Annotated in this window: 19 protein-coding genes; 7 read left to right on the top strand and 12 right to left on the bottom strand. The window is 73.1% G+C overall.

Going from position 1 to position 19,816, the window contains the following annotated elements:
• Positions 1–12: 12 nt before the first annotated feature.
• Positions 13–1,071, bottom strand: a complete 1,059-nt coding sequence (locus Q1K26_RS08735) for an alpha/beta fold hydrolase (RefSeq protein ID WP_300009073.1) — start codon at positions 1,069–1,071, stop codon at positions 13–15.
• A gap of 73 nt (positions 1,072–1,144) precedes the next feature.
• Between Q1K26_RS08735 and Q1K26_RS08730 the strand changes: the two genes are divergently transcribed.
• Complete coding sequence (locus Q1K26_RS08730) at positions 1,145–1,360, top strand: hypothetical protein (RefSeq protein WP_300009072.1); 216 nt, start codon at positions 1,145–1,147, stop codon at positions 1,358–1,360.
• A gap of 16 nt (positions 1,361–1,376) precedes the next feature.
• On the opposite strand, the gene Q1K26_RS08725 is transcribed toward Q1K26_RS08730, so the two are convergent.
• Together Q1K26_RS08725 and Q1K26_RS08720 are read right to left on the bottom strand one after the other, a co-directional pair.
• Positions 1,377–2,807, bottom strand: a complete 1,431-nt coding sequence (locus Q1K26_RS08725) for a protein adenylyltransferase SelO (protein ID WP_300009071.1) — start codon at positions 2,805–2,807, stop codon at positions 1,377–1,379.
• 35 nt (positions 2,808–2,842) lie between these two features.
• Positions 2,843–3,346, bottom strand: coding sequence for a hypothetical protein (locus Q1K26_RS08720; RefSeq protein ID WP_300009070.1), 504 nt, complete (start codon positions 3,344–3,346; stop codon positions 2,843–2,845).
• A gap of 144 nt (positions 3,347–3,490) precedes the next feature.
• Between Q1K26_RS08720 and Q1K26_RS08715 the strand changes: the two genes are divergently transcribed.
• Positions 3,491–3,718: a hypothetical protein gene (locus Q1K26_RS08715; protein WP_300009069.1), complete on the top strand. Its 228-nt coding sequence runs from the start codon at positions 3,491–3,493 to the stop codon at positions 3,716–3,718.
• 28 nt (positions 3,719–3,746) lie between these two features.
• On the opposite strand, the gene Q1K26_RS08710 is transcribed toward Q1K26_RS08715, so the two are convergent.
• Positions 3,747–4,442, bottom strand: a complete 696-nt coding sequence (locus Q1K26_RS08710; protein WP_300009068.1) for a maleylpyruvate isomerase family mycothiol-dependent enzyme — start codon at positions 4,440–4,442, stop codon at positions 3,747–3,749.
• Positions 4,439–4,921 carry an ATP-binding protein gene (locus Q1K26_RS08705; RefSeq protein WP_300009067.1) on the bottom strand — a complete coding sequence of 161 codons (483 nt, stop codon included), beginning with the start codon at positions 4,919–4,921 and terminating at the stop codon, positions 4,439–4,441. The genes Q1K26_RS08710 and Q1K26_RS08705 overlap by 4 nt, the downstream gene beginning before the upstream one ends.
• Positions 4,922–5,225: 304 nt before the next feature.
• On the opposite strand from Q1K26_RS08705, the gene Q1K26_RS08700 reads away from it, so the two are divergent.
• Complete coding sequence (locus Q1K26_RS08700) at positions 5,226–5,816, top strand: VTT domain-containing protein (protein ID WP_300009066.1); 591 nt, start codon at positions 5,226–5,228, stop codon at positions 5,814–5,816.
• Positions 5,817–6,151: 335 nt separating this feature from the next.
• On the opposite strand, the gene Q1K26_RS08695 is transcribed toward Q1K26_RS08700, so the two are convergent.
• Positions 6,152–7,963, bottom strand: coding sequence for a helix-turn-helix domain-containing protein (locus tag Q1K26_RS08695; protein ID WP_300009065.1), 1,812 nt, complete (start codon positions 7,961–7,963; stop codon positions 6,152–6,154).
• A 225-nt stretch (positions 7,964–8,188) separates the two neighbouring features.
• The gene (locus tag Q1K26_RS08690; protein ID WP_300009064.1) at positions 8,189–8,953 is read right to left on the bottom strand and encodes a 3-hydroxybutyrate dehydrogenase; all 765 of its coding nucleotides are present in this window, start codon (positions 8,951–8,953) and stop codon (positions 8,189–8,191) included.
• Between the two features lie 90 nt (positions 8,954–9,043).
• On the opposite strand from Q1K26_RS08690, the gene Q1K26_RS08685 reads away from it, so the two are divergent.
• A complete protein-coding gene (locus Q1K26_RS08685; protein WP_300009063.1) occupies positions 9,044–9,322 on the top strand; it encodes a hypothetical protein in 279 nt (92 codons plus the stop codon).
• 42 nt (positions 9,323–9,364) lie between these two features.
• Here Q1K26_RS08685 and Q1K26_RS08680 read toward each other — a convergent pair whose 3' ends face one another.
• The 5 genes from Q1K26_RS08680 to gltB all read right to left on the bottom strand — a co-directional run bounded on the left by Q1K26_RS08680 (position 9,365) and on the right by gltB (position 17,928).
• A complete protein-coding gene (locus tag Q1K26_RS08680; RefSeq protein WP_300009062.1) occupies positions 9,365–10,375 on the bottom strand; it encodes an amidohydrolase family protein in 1,011 nt (336 codons plus the stop codon).
• Entirely contained in the window at positions 10,372–10,749 is a 378-nt protein-coding gene (locus tag Q1K26_RS08675; RefSeq protein WP_300009061.1) for a metal-sulfur cluster assembly factor, read from the bottom strand. The genes Q1K26_RS08680 and Q1K26_RS08675 overlap by 4 nt, the downstream gene beginning before the upstream one ends.
• Positions 10,750–10,866: 117 nt before the next feature.
• Entirely contained in the window at positions 10,867–11,619 is a 753-nt protein-coding gene (locus Q1K26_RS08670) for an IclR family transcriptional regulator (protein ID WP_300009060.1), read from the bottom strand.
• A gap of 317 nt (positions 11,620–11,936) precedes the next feature.
• Positions 11,937–13,388, bottom strand: coding sequence for a glutamate synthase subunit beta (locus Q1K26_RS08665; RefSeq protein WP_300009059.1), 1,452 nt, complete (start codon positions 13,386–13,388; stop codon positions 11,937–11,939).
• Positions 13,381–17,928 carry a glutamate synthase large subunit gene (gltB, locus tag Q1K26_RS08660; protein WP_300009058.1) on the bottom strand — a complete coding sequence of 1,516 codons (4,548 nt, stop codon included), beginning with the start codon at positions 17,926–17,928 and terminating at the stop codon, positions 13,381–13,383. Before gltB ends, Q1K26_RS08665 begins: the two co-directional genes overlap by 8 nt.
• Positions 17,929–18,322: 394 nt before the next feature.
• On the opposite strand from gltB, the gene Q1K26_RS08655 reads away from it, so the two are divergent.
• The 3 genes from Q1K26_RS08655 to Q1K26_RS08645 all read left to right on the top strand — a co-directional run bounded on the left by Q1K26_RS08655 (position 18,323) and on the right by Q1K26_RS08645 (position 19,813).
• Positions 18,323–19,099, top strand: a complete 777-nt coding sequence (locus Q1K26_RS08655) for an IucA/IucC family C-terminal-domain containing protein (protein ID WP_300009057.1) — start codon at positions 18,323–18,325, stop codon at positions 19,097–19,099.
• Positions 19,100–19,181: 82 nt separating this feature from the next.
• Positions 19,182–19,412 carry a ribbon-helix-helix protein, CopG family gene (locus tag Q1K26_RS08650; protein ID WP_300009056.1) on the top strand — a complete coding sequence of 77 codons (231 nt, stop codon included), beginning with the start codon at positions 19,182–19,184 and terminating at the stop codon, positions 19,410–19,412.
• Entirely contained in the window at positions 19,409–19,813 is a 405-nt protein-coding gene (locus Q1K26_RS08645; protein ID WP_300009055.1) for a PIN domain-containing protein, read from the top strand. Before Q1K26_RS08650 ends, Q1K26_RS08645 begins: the two co-directional genes overlap by 4 nt.
• Positions 19,814–19,816 lie beyond the last annotated feature (3 nt).

Here is a 19,816-nt window from a genome sequence, read left to right as displayed (position 1 = left end):
GACCGCGGGGTGTCAGCTTGCGAGTAGTTCCCTCAGGACGCCATCGATCCACGTGCGATCGACCGCGCAGTCACCGCTGCCGGCGAAGTGACCCCACACGCCCGGGATGACCCGGACCTCCCCGTGGGGGATGTACTGCGACGCGTACTCCTCGTCCTCCGGCGGGAAGTAGAGGTCCTTCCGGGCGGGCATGGCGATGAGCCGGGCCTTGATCGACCGCAGAGCCCGGACGTGGTCGCCGTCGAACCCGGGGGTCCGGCCGACGTCGCCGTGCTGCCAGGTCCAGAGCATCGACAGCAGGTCGTTGACGTCGCGGCGGTCGAGGAAGTGGCCCTCCCAGTACTGGACGAGGAAGTCCTCGAGCGTCGGGAAGGCCAGGTCGACGCCGAGCCGGTGCGAGTGGCCCATGTCGGTGTAGACGCGGTCCCAGAAGAAGGCCTGGGAGAACCCCCACCCGGCGTACACGCGGCCCGTCCTGCGCAGGTTGTCCTCCGGCTTCGTGTCGTAGAAGCCGCCCTGGAAGCTGTCGCCGCCGGTCAGGGCCGCCTTCACGCCCTCGAGGAAGACGACGTTGTGCTCGCTGGTCTTCGAGGACCCGCAGAACGGGGCGGCGCGCTGCACCATGTCGGGATGGCTGACGGCCCACTGGTAGGTCTGCCCCGCGCCCATCGACCAGCCGGTGACGAGCGCCAGCGTCTCGATCCCGAAGTGCTCGGTGACCAGCCTGTGCTGTGCCTCGACCTGGTCGTGGAACGTGACGTGCGGGAAGTTCGCCCGGTCGTGCGGGGGCGCCGTGTTGCTCGGCGAGCTCGAGAGCCCGTTGCCGAGCATGTTCGGGATGATGATGAAGTACTTGCGGGGGTCGAGGGCCATGTCCTCGCCGATCAGCCACTCGTTGTCCCAGTGGAAGCCCGAGTACCACGTCGGATAGACGATCGCGTTGCTCTTGTCGGCGTTCAGCTCGCCGAACGTCTTGTAGGCGAGCTTCGCGTCCTTGAGCGTGTCGCCCTGCTGGAGCGCGAAGTCACCGAGATCGAAGGTCTGGTAGTCCTGCACGAAATCTGCGGCCATCGGGGACGCCCCTTCGGTCCGAACGGAAATATTTCCCACGGCGACCGTAACGAGCCGTCCGGGTCGCGTCCAGGTGTCCCCCGCAGAGGTCGAGGACGACGGGCGATGGGCGATGGGCGATGGGCGCGGTGCTGATCAGCAGGTCTTCCGGCCCGGGCGCCATCGCTCGCGCGACGGCATCGGATGCGCCGACGCCCTCGAGAACCTGCTGGCCGCCGCGGACACCGCGATGTACCTGGACAAGCAGTACGCGGACGGCCGAGGGCCGCGGGACCCGTCGGGGCCCTGACCCCGGCCGTGGCGCCTCAGGTCCCGCAGTAGGTGACGTGCGGCGCACCACCCGCGGGCGCCGGCCCGGTGTGGGCCTCCAGGCCGGGGCGCTGCTCGTAGGGGCGGGAGACGGCGTCGAGCAGCTCGTGGAACGGGGCGAGGTCGCCCCCGGTCGCGGCGGTGAGCGCGTCCTCCACACGGTGGTTGCGGGGGACGTAGAGCGGGTTGACCCGGTCCATCGACGCGGCGACGGCGACGGGGTCCGCGGGCAGCGACGCCGCGCGCCGCGCCGCCCAGGCGTCGAAGGGCTCCGGCTCGGCGAACAGCGACCGCGCGGTGCCCGCGGCCAGAGCCCGGAAGAAGCCCGTGTAGTCGACCCGCTGGGCGTGCAGCAGCTCCAGCAGGTCCGCGGCCAGCTCCCGGTCCGGTGCCGCGAGCCCGAGCTTCGCCGCCATGCCCTCGTCGAGGTGGGCCTGGTGGACGTCGGTGAACTCGCCCAGCACGGCGGTGGCGGCGGCCACCGCGGCGTCGGTGTCGTCGTCGATGAGCGGGAGGATGCTCTCGGCGAGCCGGGCGAGGTTCCACTGCACGATCGCGGGCTGGTTGCCGTAGGCGTAGCGGCGCCCGTGGTCGATCGAGCTGAACACCGTGGCCGGGTCGTAGGCGTCCATGAACGCGCACGGGCCGTAGTCGATCGTCTCGCCGGAGATCGTCGTGTTGTCGGTGTTCAGCACGCCGTGCACGAAGCCGACGAGCATCCACCGGGCCACCAGCTCGGCCTGGGCGTGCACCACGCGGCGGAAGAACTCCAGGGGGGAGGCGCCCGGATGGTGGCGGGCGACGGCGTGGTCGGTGAGCGCGCGCAGGACCGCGCGGTCGCCGGAGGCGGCGGCGAACTGGAAGGTGCCCACACGCAGGTGGCTCGCCGCGACCCGGCAGAGCACCGCACCCGGCAGCGGGCCCCGCTCGCGCAGCACCTCCTCCCCGGTGGCGACGACGGCGAGCCCCCGCGTCGTCGGGATCCCGAGGCCGTGCATCGCCTCGCCGATCAGGTACTCCCGCAGCATCGGACCGACCACCGCCTTGCCGTCGCCCCCACGCGCGAACGGAGTGCGTCCCGACCCCTTGAGGTGGACGTCGCGGCGGCGGCCCTCCGTGTCGATCACCTCGCCGAGCAGCAGCGCCCGGCCGTCACCGAGGCGGGGGACGTAGCTGCCGAACTGGTGGCCCGCGTAGGCCTGGGCCACCGGTGTCGCGCCGTCCGGGAGCCCGTGCCCGAGCAGCAGCGCCACCCCGGCCGGCTCCCGCAGCCGCGCGGCGTCGGTGCCGAGCTCGGCGGCCAGCTCCTCGTTGAGGACCAGCAGCCGCGGCTGCGGCGCCGGTGCGGCCGTCCACGGCACCGACAGGCCCGGCAGCTCGCGGGCGTAGGCGTTGTCGAACTCGAACAGCGTCCGTGCGGCGGTCATCCCCCGAGGCTACGGGTGGTGCGACGGCGGGACCCTCACCTGTCCCGGGCGGGGTGGTAGCGGTACCTCCCCAGCCACACGCACCACGCGATCACCGCCGCGGCGAACGCCCCGACCGCGCCCCACAGGAGCGCGGGTGGGATCCCGGCAGGCTCGGACCGCAGCGCGAACACGGTGGCGAGCGGGATCACGGCGAGGAACGCCACCGTGGCGCTCAGCAGCAGACCCAGGTCGGTGGCGAGCATCCGCCGCAGCCTCGGTGTCCGCCCGCCCTGCAGCCAGTACGCCCTGTGGGGGACGTTGACGAGTCTCAGCGACCCCCACCGGGCCAGGCACACCGCGGCGACGCCGATCCCCAGCATCACCGCGCCGATGAGGACGAAGCCGCCCACCACGTCGGACCGCGACCCGAACGCGTCCGCGGCGCCGGTCGCGTCGAAGTGCCGGGGCACGCCGTCGGCGGGCAGCCGGAGCGTCGACCACCACACCGCAGCTGCGTAGACGAGGCCGCTCACCGCGAGCGCGATCCAGGGCAGCATGTCCGGATCATCCCAGGGGGTCCGCGCCCGGGCCATCGAACTGGTGTCCTACCGGTCGCGTTCTGGAAGCATGCGGACCATGCAGTGGCCGCGCACCGGTCGGCTGCGGCGCCGGATCCCCCGTCGTCGTCACGGGCCGGCATCGTGACCGACGACCAGCTCGTCGTGGAGTTCGCGCTGACGCGCCTGGATCACCCGGGACTCGACCTCGAGGACATCGCCGCGACGCTGGTGCGCCGGCTCGGTCACGAGCCGATGGTGCAGTTCGCCGCGCAGAACCTGGCCGCCAGGGGCGAGCTGCGGGGCGGGGTGTTCGAGTCGGCCGTCGAGCACGTGCTGCGGGTCGTGCTGTCGCTGCGCGGCGACGACTGACGGCCGACCCGACCCGCGCGCCGTCCGCTCAGATCCGCGGCCACCGTTCCAGCACCAGGCGGTCTCCCTCGACGTGGTGGGCCAGCAGGTCGCGGCGGTGCCACAGCGCGAGCAGCAGGTCCGAGGCGGAGCCGCGCAGCACCGTCGCAGGGCCGGGATCGGGTAGGTGGTGCTCGAGGCGATCCCCGGTGTCGGTGAGCTCCAGCGCGACGGTCGCCCGCGCCCGCGGTGCCATGCCCGCGGCGATAGCGGTGGCCGCGAACGCCTCGAAGTACTCCGCGATACCGTCGCGCGCGATGTCGGCCGGCACCGGATCCGGCTCGTCCTCGCCGGTCGTCCGGGCGTCCCAGCGATGGACCGCGAGCTCCTGCGCCGTCCGGCGGGTCCAGAACGACGCGGTGTCGGGCAGCACCGACCAGTTCGGCACCGGCGCGTCGGCGGGCGTGTCGCGCAGCAGCGTCACCAGCGCGGCGAGGTCGGCGTCCCACGCCTGCTCGGCCTCCCGCGCCGCGACCACCGGCACCGGGCCGGCCAGCGGGATGCGGCCGGCGAACAGGCCGGCGAGGTAGCGGGCGAAGCCGCTCACGTGTGCCAGGAGGTCGGCCCCCGTCCAGTCCGGGCAGGTGCGCACGGTGGCATCGCGGCCGGACCGGGCCGCCGCGCCCAGCGCGTGGCCGTCCGCCTCGATGCTCGCGAGCAGCCGCTCCGTCGGCGCCGTCGTCACGGCTCGTACCGCTGCACCGCCGAACGCACCTCCGGTGCCGGCACGGACATCGGTGCCGACGTCCGTGACCGGTGCGCAGGAACCGGCCTGCTGAGCAGTTCCACCTCGGTACCCCCCTCCCCGGGCCGGATCGTGACCTCGGCCATGCACCCGCGCATGACGGTGATGCCCCGGCCGCGGAACCCCGGATCGCGCGGCGGCCGCCAGCGCCCCTCGTCGCGCACCGTGAACCGGGCGCGCTGCACGCCCCCGTCGACGGTGCGGGTGCCGACGACCTCCACCTCGCCCGGCTCGCAGCCCGCGTACCCGTGCTCGATGCTGTTGGTGACGGCCTCGTGCACCGCGAGCACCACGTCGTCCAGGTCGGCCTCGGCCCAGCCCAGCGCGCCGAGCCAGCCGCGCATCCGCTCGCGCACGAGCGACGCCGCGGCCGGCACGGCCAGCAGGCGCATGTGCACCGCGTCACCCCTGTCACCCATCGGCGCGCACTATGCCAACTGAGCGTCGGCTCCGCCGGATGGGCCAGTCGCCCTACGAGGTCGCGTCCTCGACCGAGTCGTAGAGCCCTCGCCCGGCGCCGCGGTGACGGCGTCGGCGCACCGCGGTGCGGTCATCGCCTCCACCTCGCCGGTGACGTGCACGACGAGGTGGCCCCCTACCTCCGAGCGGCGGACCGGGATCAGGTGCTCCGCGGGCCCCGGCGCTACCGGCCGGGCGGGGGACGGCCGTGGCCGTCTGTCAGGCTGGAGCGGGAACGGGGCCGGTGACGAGGGGACGACTCGCGTGGATGTGGTGTCGGCCCTGGGTGCCGTCGTGCACAGCGCCTGGCTGCTGCCGGTGCTGATCGTGATGATCGCCGTCGACGCGCCGTTCCCGGTGCTGCCCAGCGAGACGCTCCTGATGACCGCGGCGGCCGTGGCCTTCGCCGAGGACGACCTCGTCGTGGTCGCGGCGCTGTTCGTCGCCGCGGTCGTCGGGTCGGTGGCCGGGGATCTCGTCACGTTCGGCCTGGGCCGCTCGTCGCACCGGATCGTCGCGGTCGACCACGGCGGCGGGTCCGCGCAGTGGGTGCGCAGGCACCTGCTGCGCCGCCCCGGGATGGCGCTGGTCGGCGCGCGGTTCGTCCCGGGAGGGAGGCTGGTCAGCACGGCGGCGGCCGGGAGGTTCGGGCTGTCGCTGCGCCGCTTCCTGCCGTGGTCGGTGATCAGTTCCGCGGCGTGGGGCGCGTACATGCTCGGCGTTGGCCGGGTGCTGGAGCCGATGACGGGCGGGAATCCGCTGCTGTGCGTCGTCGGCGGCACGGTGCTCGCGGTGCTGACCGGGGGCTTGTTCGCGCTGGCGCAGGCGGTGCGCCGCAACACGGTGCGGGTCTGATCCGGACTGGATCGACCGGTGCCGGCAGAGGCTCCCCGTTCCACCGGCACCGGTCATGAGGGTCAACGGATCCCGGTTCGGTGGGGTGCGGCAGATTCCGGCTCTCCGTCGAGCGGACGATCACGATCGGTGACCGGTCGACCGGCGGTTGGCCGGTCAGCGGTCGCCGCCGAGCGACCGGCGGCGGCCGACGGGCGCGCGGCGGCGCGCCGCTCCCTCACGTGGGGGACGCGCCCGGCGACCCCGCGAAGTCGATGATCGCGGCGCTGACCTCGGCCGATCGCTCCCGCTACGTCCAGTGTCCGCGACCCGGGAGCAGCCGTATGCCCCGCAGGTCACGGGTTCCGCAGGCGGCGCAGGTGCAGGGCCAGCTGGATCTCCAGGGCCCGTGCCGGCTCGGCCCAGTCCGCGCCCAGCAGCGCGGCCACCCGCTCGAGGCGCTGCGAGACGGTGTTGACGTGCACGTGCAGCTCCCCGGCCGCGCGGCGCGGACTGGCCCCGGTGGCGAACCACGCCTCCAGCGTGCCGAGCAGGTCGCTGCCGCGCCGCCGGTCGTAGTCGGCGACGGGGCCGAGTACGCGCGCCAGGTAGTCGTCGACGTCGGCCGGGTGCCCGACCAGCCCCGCGAACCCGAGCTCGCGCGCCGACCCGGCCGGGCGGCCGAGCGCGACCAGCGCGTCGGTGGTGCGCCGGGCGTGCGCGTGGGCGTCGCGCAGGCCGGCACCGGGGACGACGGGCCCGGCCGCGCCGACCGTCACCGGGGCGTCGCCGAGGCGTCGCGACAGGCCCTCGGCCACGGCGGACGGGTCGGTGCCCGGCACCAGCGCCACCACGTCCTCGCCGTGGGATCCGGCGAGGCCGCGCCCGTCACCGGAGTCGGCCGCGGCCGCCAGCAGGCCGGGGGAGCGGCCCCGGCACACCGCCACCACGTGCGGATGCTGCAGCCGCAGCCCGAGCAGCCGCCCGCGTTCCACCAGCCCCGGGTCGAGCTCGCCCTCGGCCCGCGCGAGCAGGTCGGCGAGCAGGTCGGTGCGGACGCGCTGGTCGGCCTCCGCGGCGCGCAGCCGGAACAGCAGCACCAGCGCGGTGACCATCGCCGCCCGCTCGACGGTGCGGCCCTGCCCGCCGTCGAGCTCCGCACACCCGCCCAGCACGAGTGTGCCCAGCCGCTGCCCGACCGCCCGCACGGCCACCGCCCAGAGCCCGTCCGCGCCGGCCAGGCGACCCGACGCCACCGACCGGCGCACCGCCCCGGTGTCGTGCAGGTCCGTGCCGGGCACGGCGCCGTGCCCGGCCACGGGCTCGCCGTCCACGTCGAGGACGGTGACCCAGCAGTCCAGCAGCTCGCCGAGCACCGCCACGATCTCGTCCACCCCGCCGCCGGAGAGCACCACCTGGGCGAACCGGTCGTGCGCCGCCGCGGCCTGCTCGATGTCCGCGTGCGCCGCGGACAGGGCGGCCAGCGCGTCGGCGGTCTCGGCGGCCCGCCGGGCCTGCACCAGCGACACCGCCGCCAGCGCCGCGAGCGACCCGAGCAGCGCGACCTCGGCGCGACGGAACTCCCGGCGGCTGCGGTGGGAGGCGAACAGCACGCCCACGAACTCGCCGTCCACGATCAGCGGGGTGCCGCAGATCGCGACGAGTCCCTCCTCGCCGACCGCGCCGTCGATCTCCGCGGTGTGGTCGTAGCGCCGGTCGGCGGGGTAGTCGGCGGTCCAGTACGGGCGCCGGGTCTGGGCGACGAGCCCGCCGAGCCCGGCGCCCACGGGGAGCCGCAGCGCCTGGAACCGCGCCGACACCGAACCCGCCGTGGCCCGCATGAACGTGTCGCCACGCTCGGCGTCGTGCAACGTCAGGTAGGCGACGTCGGTGCCCAGCAGGCTCCGGGCGCGGCGCACGATCGCGTCGAGGACGCCGCGGGGTCCGTCCACCGATGCGAGGTCGCGGGCGGTGTCGACCAGGGCGGACAGTTCGGACTCGCGCCTGCGGTGCGCGTCGATCCCGGCCCGTACCCGCAGCGCGAGGCCGCGCGCCGGCTCGCCGGACCCCGGATCGGAGGTGACGAGCCGGCGCGCCTGCTCGTCGATGTGGTCCGCGGACGCATCCTGGGCGAGCAGGCGCAGCAGCTCCAGCGCGATCTGCGACACGGCCGCGATACTGCCACCGCGCATCGGTGCTCGGCGTCCTCGGCCGCTGCCGCCGGCAGCTCTAGTGTCCCCCGCCGGAAGTTCGTTGCGTATATCGGTGGATGCAGGTCTCCGCTGGCCGGGTCGTCGGATGGCCCTCGTACCGGGCGTACTCGGGCCGCCCGGCGGCCTGGTCAGCGGGGAGCTGGGCCGCCGAGATATGTGGTGAACTTCCGGCGGGGGACACTAGTGGGCGGTCCAGCCGCCGTCCATGAGCAGGGAGGTCCCGGAGATCGATCCGGACGCCGGGCCGTAGAGGACGGCGGCGAGGTCGGCGACCTCGGCGGGTTCGATGAGCCGCTTCACCGCGACGGGGGTGAGCATGATCTGTTCCAGGACCTGCGACTCGTCGATGCCGTGCGTGCGCGCCTGGTCGGCGACCTGCTTCTCGACCAGCGGTGTGCGCACGTAGGCGGGGTTGAGGCAGTTGCTGGTCACGCCGTGCGCGGCACCCTCCAGCGCGATCACCTTGGACAGGCCCTCCAGCCCGTGCTTGGCGCTGACGTAGGCCGACTTGTACGGGCTCGCGCGCACGCCGTGCACGCTGGAGACGTTGACGACCCGCCCCCAGCCGCGGGAGTACATGTGCGGCAGCACGAGCCGGGCCAGCCGGAACGGCGCCTCCAGCATCACCCGCAGGATCAGCCCGAAGCGCTCCGGGTCGAACTCGTGCACCGGCGCCACGTGCTGGATGCCGGCGTTGTTCACCAGCACGTCGACGGCGGCGGGCAGCGCGTCGACGGCGTCGAGGTCGGACAGGTCGCAGGCGATGGTCTCGATGCCCGCGACGTCGTCGAGCCCCTGCAGGTCGTCGTGCAGCGCCTTGAGCCCGGCCTCGTCGCGGTCGACGGCGACGACGTGCGCCCCGTCGGCCGCCACGCGGCGGGCGATCGCCGCCCCGATCCCGGACGCCGCCCCGGTGACCAGTGCCGTCCGCCCGTCCAGAAGCATGTCGCCGACGGTAGCCGCCGGCGTGACACCCGACCGTGTGCCTGCCGCACACTTCGGGCCGGATCTCAATGTGAGAAGGCGCCACTGGCCATGGCCGCCATACTGCTGGGCATGCGCAACGAGAGCTGGGTGGCCGACGTCGGCGTCGACAACGCGGCCTGGCTGGCCACGGAGAGCCGCACCGCCCGCCTGGCCCGCGAGTACCGCCCGGTCGACGAGGGTGACGGCCGGATCCGGTACAGCCATCTCGCCCTGGGTGCGGCCCGCGAGCTCGGCGAGGAGGAGGACGGCTTCTTCACCGACGACGCCGAGGGCCTGCGGGTCTGGATCGGCGACGACGCGTGGGAGCTGGAGCTCGACGAGGGCTGACTCCGGCCGCGAGCGGCCGGAGCCCTCCCGGTGCGGTGTGGGTCAGTGCGCCTGCGGCCTCCCGAGCCGCGCCGTGGTCTCCGCGACGTCCATCCCGTGCAACCGGAGCAGGTTCTCCCCGAGGATCTTGCGCTTGGCCTGGTCGGTGAGCTGCGGGTACCCGTACCCCTCGCAGAGGTCCTGCGGGATCTGGAACTCCTTGAACGCGCGCAGTGCCCACTGGGGTTGCCAGATCGGCGCCTCCGAACCGTAGATGATCTTGTCCTCGCCGCACCAGAACAGCAGCTTGCCCAGGTTCTCGGCGAACTGGCGCGGCGAGCGGACCACGAAGTTCAGCGTCGCGGCGATCGAGGCGTACAGGTTGGGGTGCCGGATGAGCTGCCAGCAGACCTCGTCGATGAACGGCAGCCCGACGTGGAAGATCACGAAGTTGATGTCGGGGAAGTTCGCCGCGGCCCCGTCCATGTCCCAGGTCTGGGTGGCCTCGATCGGCTGCGGGCCGAGCGGGACGCCCTTGTGCACGCCGATCAGGTCGATGCCCAGCTCCTGGGCCTTCTCGAAGATCGGGAACGCGATCTTCGGGTCGTCCATCCGCCAGGGGAACGGCGAGCCGTAGTCGTAGCGGACGTTGTAGAACTTGAACGCCCTGGCGCCGAACTCCTTCACCTGACGCTCCATCAGGTCCAGCGCCCGGCGTCCCTCCAGCGGGTTCACCGAGCCCCAGAAGATCGTGCGCTCCGGGTCGCGGGAGGCGAGTTCGGCGCAGTCCTCCCACGGCGAGAGGCCGTCCCGGAACAGGTCGGTGAGCGGCAGCGGCATCGCCACGAGCATGTCGGTGTCGGAGTGGTCGTAGACCATCTCGTGGATGTCGGACGGGGTCCAGTCCTTGAGGTACTCCTCGGCCGAGAGCTTCGGCTCGGTGTCCGGGGTGAGCACCTGGTGGAAGGCGTAGAGATGGTTGACGAACATCTCGCCCGCCGCGCCGAAGGCGTTCTTGGGGGTGAAGTTGAAGGGGTGCGCCACCCCGTCGAACACGAATGCGTCGCCGATCATCGGTTGGTCTCCTCGATCTCCGGACGGTTGGCCGCGACGTAGGCGTCGCGGTCGGGGACGGACGCGGGGTCGGGCAGCAGTCGGAGCTTGCGCGCTGCCGACGCGGACAGCCGGTCGGCCGTCCACGCCTCGTCCCAGACGATCTCCACCTCGCACGAGTCGACCCCGGGACGTGCCGCGATCGCCTCCTGCACCTCGGTGAGGACGTGAGCCGCGAACGGGCACCAGCCCGACGTGAGCATCAGCTCGACGCGGGCCCGGCCGTCGGTCACCGCGACCGACCGGAGCAGCCCCATGTCGACCACCGAGATGCCCTTCTCGCGGCAACACGGGTCGTAGACGGCGGAGAGGGCGTCGAGCGCCCATCCGGGCACGCCGGGGTCGGGTGACTCGGGACCGGGTAACTCAGCGCGGGGCATCACCATCCGCCCATCCTGTGACGAGCGCCACGCCGCTGCCAGTGCGCGGATCTCAGATGATGACCCGGCCGGTCAGGGCACCCTCATCGCCAGCGCCCGCGAGATCCGCCCGGCGCCCGCGCGCAGGGTGCGGCAGGCCCGGTCCCGGGCCGCGGGCACACCCGGCGGGGTGACGATGCCGATCGCGCCGACGCCGTCGCCGGGCACGACCGGGGTGGCGATGCAGGTGACCCCGAGCGCGTACTCCTCGTCGTCGACGGCCAGCTCGTCGGGCTCGGGCAGGCACAGCCTGTGGCGGTCGACGACGGTACGGGGGGTCAGATCGTGCAGTGGATGGCTGGACAGGTACTCGTCACGGTCGCCGTCGGAGAGCTGCCCCAGGATCGACTTGCCCAGGGCGGTGGCGTGTGCCGCGTCGTGCACACCCACCCACAGATCGATCCGCGGGGCCTTGGAACTGTCGACGATCTCGACGACGACGATCTCGCCGTCGACGTAGCGCGCCAGGTACACCGCGCTGCGGAGCTCGTCGCGCAGCCACTCCAGCGCGGGGCGGGCCCGGGCGACACCCCGCGCCGCTCCGCCGTGCAGGCGGACCGCGTCGATCCGGTGGCCGAGCGCGTAGGTGCCGTCGTCGAGGCGTTGCAGCCAGCCCTCGTGGGTGCAGGTGCGCAGCAGGTGGTAGGTCGTGGCGAGGGGGAGTCCGGCGGCCCGGGCGATCTCCTTGGCGTGCGCGCGTCCGTCGCTCTCGGCGACGACCTCCAGCAACCTCAGGGCCCGCTGCACCGACCGGATCAGTGTCGGTCCGCCCCGTTGCGCGGTCATCGGGCCCCCTCGGGGTCTGTGTGCCCAGGGTGGCAGAGCCCGGCGGCCGAGCGGAAGCCCGATCCTGCGGGTGAGTGTCACCGATGCCGCAGTGCGGGTCCGGGCACCTCGCGCAGGCCCTCCGAACGAGGCGGCGGACGGCGGGTTCGCGCGCCGGCCCGGGTCGCGCGCGGCGTCGGCAGCGCGCGAACCCCCACTCGGCGCGCGAACCCCCAGTCGGCGCGCGAACCCCCACTCGGCGCGCGAGCCCCGGTCGGCGCGCGAGCCCCACGCGTCGGGTGGCCGGGGTTTCCGCTGTCCGGAACGAGAGCCCGGGGTCAGACCAGCGGGCGGTCCGTTGGCTCGATGGGGCGGGGGAGGACGTCGCGGCCGGTGAGGTAGGCGTCGACGCCCGCCGCCGCCGCGCGGCCCACCGCGATGGCCCACACGATCAGCGACTGCCCGCGGCCCATGTCGCCCGCCGAGAACACGCCCTCGACGTTGGTCATGTACGTGCCGTCGCGCGCGACGTTGCCGCGCTCGTCGAGCTCCACCTCGAGATCGGTGAGCAGCTTGCCCTTCTCGGGCCCGACGAATCCCATCGCGAGCAGCACCAGCTGGGCCGGGAGTTCCTGCTCGGTGCCGGGCACCGGGTCGAAGCCCTTCTCGCCGCGGGTGACCTCGACGATCCGGATGGCCGACAGCCTGCCCTCGGCGTCGGCGACGAACTCGGTGGTGTTCACCGAGAACAGTCGCTCGCCGCCCTCCTCGTGGGCGGAGGAGACCCGGTAGACCATCGGGTAGGTCGGCCACGGCATGGAATCGGTGCGGTGCTCCGGGGGCGTCGGCATGATCTCCAGCTGGGTGACCGACCGGGCGCCCTGCCGGTGGCTCGTGCCCAGGCAGTCGGCGCCGGTGTCGCCCCCGCCGATGATCACGACGTCCTTGCCCTCCGCCGTGATCGGCGGCGCGTCGATGTCGCCCTGCTGCACGTGGTTGGCCCACGGCAGGAACTCCATCGCCTGGTACACGCCCTCGGTCTCGCGGCCGGCCGCGGGCAGGTCGCGCCAGGCGGTGGCCCCGCCCGCGAGCACGACCGCGTCGAAGTCGGCGCGCAGCTGCGCGGCCGTGACGTCGGCACCGACGTCGACCGAGGCACGGAACAGGGTGCCCTCGTCCTGCATCTGCTTGAGCCGCCGGTCGAGCCGGGACTTCTCCATCTTGAACTCCGGGATGCCGTAGCGCAGCAGCCCGCCGATGCGGTCCGCCCGCTCGAACACGACGACGTCGTGCCCGGCGCGGGTGAGCTGCTGGGCGGCGGCGAGCCCGGCCGGGCCGGACCCGACGACGGCGACCTTCTTCCCGGTCTTCGTGGTCGGCACCTGCGGCGGCACCCAACCCTCGTCCCAGGCCCGGTCGATGATCTCGATCTCGACCTGCTTGATCGTGACCGCGTCGTCGTTGATCGCCAGCACGCACGCCGTCTCGCACGGGGCGGGGCAGAGCGTGCCGGTGAACTCCGGGAAGTTGTTCGTGGCGTGCAGCCGCTCGGTGGCCTCCCGCCAGTCCTTGCGGTAGACGAGGTCGTTCCACTCCGGGATGAGGTTGCCCAGCGGGCAGCCCTGGTGGCAGAACGGGATGCCGCAGTTCATGCAGCGCCCGGCCTGACGCTCCAGCGTGCCGCGCTCGAAGTCCTCGTAGACCTCGCGCCAGTCCATCAGGCGCAGGTCGACCGGGCGGCGCTGCGGAGTCTCGCGCCTGGTGGTGAGGAACCCCTTGGGGTCACCCATGAGCGGCCTCCATGATCGCTTCGTCGACGTTGCGGCCGTCTCGCTCGGCGGCCTCGCGTGCCTGCAGCACGCGCTTGAAGTCCCGCGGCATGATCTTGCCGAACCGCGGCAGCGCGTCGTCCCAGTCGGTGAGCAGCGCCTTCGCCACCGCGGAGTCGGTCTCCGCGTAGTGCCGCTCGACGGCGTCGCGCAGGAACAGCCGGTCGTCGTCGTCGAGGGGGTCGAGATCGACCATCTCGGGGTTGACCCGGTTGGCCAGGAAGGAGTCGGACGCAGCCAGATCGAGCACGTAGGCCACGCCGCCGGACATGCCCGCCGCGAAGTTGCGCCCGATCTTGCCCAGCACGACGACACGGCCGCCGGTCATGTACTCGCAGCCGTGGTCGCCCACGCCCTCGACGACGGCGAGCGCGCCGGAGTTGCGCACGCAGAACCGCTCGCCGACGATGCCGCGCACGAAGATCTCGCCGGACGTGGCCCCGTAGAGGATGACGTTGCCGGCGATGATGTTGTCCTCGGCCACGATCGGCGCTGTCGGGTCGGGGCGCAGCGTCAGGCGCCCGCCGGACAGGCCCTTGCCGAAGAAGTCGTTCGTGTCGCCGACCAGTCGCAGCGTGATGCCCCGGGGCACGAAGGCGCCGAAGCTCTGCCCGGCCGAGCCGGTGAGGGTGACGTCGATCGTGCCGTCGGGCAGTCCCTCCCCGCCCCAACGGCTGGTCAGCTCGTAGCCGAGCATCGTGCCGACGGTGCGGTTGACGTTGCGGACCGGCAGGTCCAGGCGCACCTTGTCGCCCGAGGACAGCGCGCCCTCGCACAGCTGGATCAGCGTGTTGTCCAGGGCCTTCTCGAGGCCGTGGTCCTGCCCGCGTGTGTTGTGGCGGGCGGTGCCCTTCACCGGCTCGGGCATCGCGAAGATCGGGGACAGGTCGAGACCCTCGGTCTTCCAGTGCCGCACGGCCTCGGCGGTGTCGAGCATCTCGGCGTGCCCGACGGCCTCGGCGAGCGTGCGGAAGCCCAGCTTCGCCAGGTACTCGCGCACCTCCTCGGCGACGAACCGCATGAAGTTGACGACGTACTCCGGACGCCCGTCGAACCGCTTGCGCAGCTCCGGGTTCTGGGTGGCGACGCCGACCGGGCAGGTGTCGAGGTGACAGACGCGCATCATGATGCAGCCCGACACCACCAGCGGGGCGGTGGCGAAGCCGAACTCCTCGGCGCCGAGCAGCGCCGCGATCATCACGTCCCGGCCGGTCTTGAGCTGGCCGTCGGCCTGCACGACGATCCGGTCGCGCAGGTTGTTGGCCAGCAGCGTCTGCTGCGTCTCGGCCAGGCCCAGCTCCCACGGCCCGCCCGCGTGTTTGATCGAGCTCAGCGGCGACGCGCCGGTGCCGCCGTCGTGGCCGGAGATGAGCACGACGTCGGAGTAGGCCTTCGCCACGCCCGCCGCGACCGTGCCGACGCCGACCTGGCTGACCAGCTTCACGTGGATGCGGGCGCGCGGGTTGGCGTTCTTCAGGTCGTGGATGAGCTGCTTGATGTCCTCGATGGAGTAGATGTCGTGGTGCGGCGGCGGCGAGATCAGCCCGACGCCCGGCGTGGAGTAGCGGGTCTTCGCGATCCAGGGGTAGACCTTGCCGCCGGGCAGCTGGCCGCCCTCGCCGGGCTTGGCCCCCTGGCTGATCTTGATCTGGATGTCGTCGGAGTTGACCAGGTACTCGCTGGTGACCCCGAAGCGCCCGGACGCCACCTGCTTGATCGCGCTGCGGCGGGAGTCGCCGTTCGCGTCGGGGGTGAAGCGGTCGGCGTCCTCGCCGCCCTCACCGGTGTTGGACTTGCCACCCAGGCGGTTCATCGCGATGGCAAGGGTCTCGTGCATCTCCTGCGAGATCGACCCGTAGGAGATGGCGCCGGTGGCGAAGCGCTTCACGATCGAGTCGACGGACTCCACCTCGTCGATCGGGACCGGCGGGCGCACGCCCTCCCGGAACGCGAACAGCCCACGCAGCGTCATCAGCCGCCCGGCCTGCTCGTCGACGGCGCGGGTGTAGTCCTTGAACACCTCGTAGCGCCCGGACCGCGTGGAGTGCTGCAGCTTGAACACCGTCTGCGGGTTGAACAGGTGCAGCTCGCCCTCGCGCCGCCACTGGTACTCCCCGCCCACCTCCAGCGCGCGGTGGCTGGCCCGCACCTCGTCGGCGGGGAAGGCGTGCCGGTGCGACCGGAGGACCTCCTCGGCGAGCACGTCGTAGCCGACACCGCCCAGGCGCGACGTGGTGCCGGTGAAGCACTCGTCGATCACCTCGGGGCCCAGGCCGATGGCCTCGAAGATCTGCGCGCCGGTGTAGGACGCGACGGTGGAGACCCCGATCTTCGACATGGTCTTGCGGACGCCCTTGCCCAGCGCCTTGACCAGGTTCTTGGCCGCCGTGGCCGGGTCGACGCCGGGGATGTCACCGCGCTCTGCGAGGTCCTCGACGGTGGCCATGGCCAGGTAGGGGTTGACCGCCGCCGCGCCGTAGCCGATGAGCAGGGCGATGTGGTGCACCTCGCGGGCGTCGCCGGACTCGACGACCAGCCCGACCCGGGTCCGGGTGCGGTCGCGCACCAGGTGGTGGTGCACGGCGCCGGTGAGCAGCAGAGACGGGATCGGCGCGTGGTCCTTGGACACGCCCCGATTGGACAGCACGATCAGCCGGGCACCGTCCTCGATGGCCTCCGAGACCTGGGTGCAGATCTCGTGCAGCCGCCTGCGCAGGCCCTCGCCGCCCTCGGCCGCGCGGAACGTGCCCTTGACGGTGACGGACTCGAAGCCCGGGTACTCGCCGTCGTCGTTGATGTGCACGATGCGGGCCAGGTCGTCGTTGCCCAGCACCGGGAACGGCAGCACGATCGTGCGGCAGTGCGCGGGCGTGGCCTGCAGCAGGTTCTGCTCCGGGCCCAGCGCGCTGCCCAGCGAGGTGACCAGCTCCTCGCGGATCGCGTCCAGCGGCGGGTTGGTGACCTGGGCGAACAGCTGGGTGAAGTAGTCGAACAGCTGGCGCGGGCGCTGCGAGATCGCCGCGAGCGGCGCATCGTTGCCCATCGACCCGATCGGCTCCGCGCCCGCCGCGGCCATCGGCTTGAGCAGGACGTTGAGTTCCTCCTCGGTGTAGCCGAACGACTGCTGGCGGTGGGTCAGCGCGGCGTGGCTGTAGACCTCGCGCTCGCGGTCCGGCAGCGCCTCCAGCCGGATCAGGCCGGCGTGCAGCCAGTCGGCGTAGGGGTGCGCGGCCGACAGCGCGCCCTTGATCTCGGCGTCGTCGACGATCTTGCCGGCGGCCGTGTCGACGAGGAACATCCGGCCGGGCTCCAGGCGGCCCTTGCGCACCACGCCGGACGGCTCGACGTCGAGCACGCCGACCTCCGAGGCGAGCACGACGGTGCCGTCGTCGGTGACCCAGTAGCGGGCCGGCCGCAGGCCGTTGCGGTCGAGGACGGCGCCGATCAGGGTGCCGTCGGTGAACGCGACCAGCGCGGGGCCGTCCCAGGGCTCCATCAGCGTGGAGTGGAACTCGTAGAAGGCCCGGCGGGCCGGGTCCATCTCGTCGTGGTTCTCCCACGCCTCGGGGATCATCATCAGCACCGCGTGCGGCAGGCTGCGCCCGCCCAGGTGCAGCAGTTCGAGCACCTCGTCGAACGTGGCCGAGTCGCTGGCGTCCGGGGTGACGACGGGGGACAGGCGGGTGAGGTCGCCCGGGATGAGGTCGGACTCCAGCAGCGCCTCGCGCGCGGCCATCCAGTTGCGGTTGCCGCGCAGGGTGTTGATCTCGCCGTTGTGCGCGACGTAGCGGTAGGGGTGCGCGAGCGGCCACGCGGGGAACGTGTTGGTGGAGAAGCGCGAGTGCACCACGGCCATCGCGCTCGTGACGCGCTCGTCGGACAGGTCCGGGTAGAACGCCTCGACCTGCGGCTCGGCCAGCATCCCCTTGTAGACGATGGTGCGCGGGGACAGCGAGGGGAAGTAGGTGCCCTTCGCACGCTCGCTGTGCTCGGCGCGCTTGCGCAGGCAGAACGTGAGCCGCTCCAGCTCGATCCCGGCCTCGCCGGCGGCGCCGGCCACGAACAGCTGGCGGAACACCGGCATCGCGGCGCGCGCGCTCGGGCCGATGTCGGCCCCGTCGGGGTCGACGGGCAGCTCGCGCCAGCCCAGCACGCGCAGCCCCTCGTCGGCGGCCAGGCGGTCGATCTCGGCGATCGCGGCGTCCGTGCCGTCGGTGGGCAGGAACGCGATGCCGGCGGCGTAGGTGCCCTCGGCCGGGAGTTCGAACTCCACGACCTCGCGGTAGAACGCGTCCGGGACCTGGATGAGGATGCCGGCGCCGTCGCCGGTGTTGGCCTCGGCGCCCCGGGCGCCGCGGTGTTCCAGGCGCAGCAGCGCGGTGAGGGCCTTGCGGACGATGCCGTGATCGCGGCGACCGGCGAGGTCGGCGACCATGGCGACACCGCACGCGTCGTGCTCGAACTCAGGGGCGTAGAGCCCGCCCGCCGTGTTGGCAGCCAACTGTGCCTCCTGTCGTCTCGGTGCACCCCGACTGGCGACACCCAGGATCTGGGGCTATCGGGACGACGTGATGAGTGGGGGGAGAATATCTGACGGCTCCGAGCGGACGCCGGTTCTGGTCCGAACGGGTGCATCGGGGTGCGCCGCCACCGGGCGGTGGTGGGCCCGGGTGCGGCGCTGCGGCCGGGCGTCGTGGTGGGCGCCGGCCGGGGGACTGCTGCGTCGTACGCAGGCACGCGTCAGCGGGTGCGGTTGCGCGTCGAACAGCGTTGCATGCGGGAACGACGATGCGCCACTGCTGCGGACGTGAGCACGATGACCAGCGACGGAGCCGCCCGTCGTGGATTCGAGCAGGTACCGTGTCGCGCCGGTCCCGGCGGGGCAGACTGCGGGCATGGACCCATCCGCCGTGCTCACCGATGTGGCCAGGGCCGGACCGTTCTTCACCGTGCGCACCGGCCCCGACCGACACCCCGACCCCGGATGCCGTCCGGTCGCGGATCTGTACGCCGAGCGGCCCGACCCGGGTGCCGCGATCGCAAGCGGATCGTCAGGTTGCGGTCCGGGTGATCGCGTGCTGGCGCAACGGATCGCCCACGTGCGCCGGGTGCTGGGCTCCGACGACCGCGTGGCGGCGTCGATCACGTTCCAGGGCCTCGCGGCGCTGCTGGTGTCGGCCCCCTTCGCCGCGGCGGTCGTGCACGCGGTGCTGCCCGAGCTCACCGCGCGCACGCTGCACTGGGCCCCCTCGGCGGACGGGCCGTGGGCGCTGTGGAGCCCGGACCCGGCCGGTCGGGCCGTGCCCGACGTGGACGCCGCGGCCGCCGGGCTGGCCGCGGCGTTGCTGGACGGGCACCTCGCCCCGCTGGTCACGGCGGTGCGAGCACAGGCGGCGGTGTCGCCGCGGGTGCTGTGGGGCAACGCGGCCTCGACGATCGCCGCGGCCCGCCGGATGGTGGCGCAGCACTGGCCGGGCTCCGCGGACCGTGCGGCCGCGGTCGCACGGCGGCTGCTCGACGAACCGGCCCTCGCCGACCTGGGGGAGCTGCTCGCCCCACAGCCCCCGGACCGGCACTGGACCTACCGCCGCCGTACCTGCTGCCTCTACTACCGCGCCCGCGACGGGCTGTGCGGCGACTGCGTGCTCGCCGACGCTCCCGCCCGCCGCTGAACGGCCCTTCCCCGGCCTCGGGTCCGCGCGCTCCGGACGACCCGGTGATAGCGCTCGCTATCATGGGGTCGGAGGTGTCCGCATGACCGATATCCTGATCCGCGACGTGCCCGACGAGGCGATCGCCGCGCTGGACGCGCACGCCCAGCGGCTCGGCATGTCCCGCAGCGAGTACCTGCGCCGCCTGCTGGCCCAGGACGCGAGCCGGTCGGCGGCCAGCTGCACTCGGGAGGACCTGCGCCGGTCCGCGGAGGTGTTCCGGGACCTCGACGCCCCGGAGGTCATGGCGGATGCGTGGGACGGGCACGCGTGAGTTGGCTGCTCGACAAGTCCGCCTACACCCGGCTGGGAACCGGGCGGGACGCCGAGGTCTGGATCGACCGGATCGAGCGGGCTCTCATCCGGATCACCACCGCCACGCGGCTGGAGATCGGCTTCTCGGCCCGCTCCGGCGTGGATCTCCGTGGTGAGGCCCGACGCCCCCCCCTGTCGATGCTGCCGATCGAGTACCTGACGCCGATGGTCGAGGACCGCGCGGTCGAGGTCCAGCAGCTGCTCGCCGACCGCGGTCGGCATCGTGCGCCGTCCGTGCCCGACCTGCTGGTCGCCGCCGCAGCGGAGCTGGCCGGGCTGACCGTCCTGCACGTCGACAAGGACTTCGACCTCATCGCGGAGGTCACGGGACAGCCGGTCGAGCGCCTGCGCCTGACCTGAGCC

The organism is Pseudonocardia sp. (genome assembly GCF_029263155.1).
Lineage (GTDB): Bacteria > Actinomycetota > Actinomycetes > Mycobacteriales > Pseudonocardiaceae > Pseudonocardia.
The sequence above is the reverse complement of the archived record's forward strand: the minus strand, read 5'-3'. Positions and strand labels throughout refer to the sequence as shown.

Excerpts from the sequence above, each read along its gene's own strand:
- Q1K26_RS08685 (WP_300009063.1), top strand. The coding sequence starts at position 9,044 with ATGGCCGCCATACTGCTGGGCATGCGCAACGAGAGCTGGGTGGCCGAC.
- Q1K26_RS08655 (WP_300009057.1), top strand. The coding sequence starts at position 18,323 with ATGGACCCATCCGCCGTGCTCACCGATGTGGCCAGGGCCGGACCGTTC.
- Q1K26_RS08690 (WP_300009064.1), bottom strand. The coding sequence starts at position 8,953 with ATGCTTCTGGACGGGCGGACGGCACTGGTCACCGGGGCGGCGTCCGGG.
- Q1K26_RS08680 (WP_300009062.1), bottom strand. The coding sequence starts at position 10,375 with ATGATCGGCGACGCATTCGTGTTCGACGGGGTGGCGCACCCCTTCAAC.
- Q1K26_RS08665 (WP_300009059.1), bottom strand. The coding sequence starts at position 13,388 with ATGGGTGACCCCAAGGGGTTCCTCACCACCAGGCGCGAGACTCCGCAG.
- Q1K26_RS08650 (WP_300009056.1), top strand. The coding sequence starts at position 19,182 with ATGACCGATATCCTGATCCGCGACGTGCCCGACGAGGCGATCGCCGCG.
- Q1K26_RS08670 (WP_300009060.1), bottom strand. The coding sequence starts at position 11,619 with ATGACCGCGCAACGGGGCGGACCGACACTGATCCGGTCGGTGCAGCGG.
- Q1K26_RS08720 (WP_300009070.1), bottom strand. The coding sequence starts at position 3,346 with ATGCTGCCCTGGATCGCGCTCGCGGTGAGCGGCCTCGTCTACGCAGCT.
- Q1K26_RS08705 (WP_300009067.1), bottom strand. The coding sequence starts at position 4,921 with ATGGGTGACAGGGGTGACGCGGTGCACATGCGCCTGCTGGCCGTGCCG.
- Q1K26_RS08725 (WP_300009071.1), bottom strand. The coding sequence starts at position 2,807 with ATGACCGCCGCACGGACGCTGTTCGAGTTCGACAACGCCTACGCCCGC.
- Q1K26_RS08735 (WP_300009073.1), bottom strand. The coding sequence starts at position 1,071 with ATGGCCGCAGATTTCGTGCAGGACTACCAGACCTTCGATCTCGGTGAC.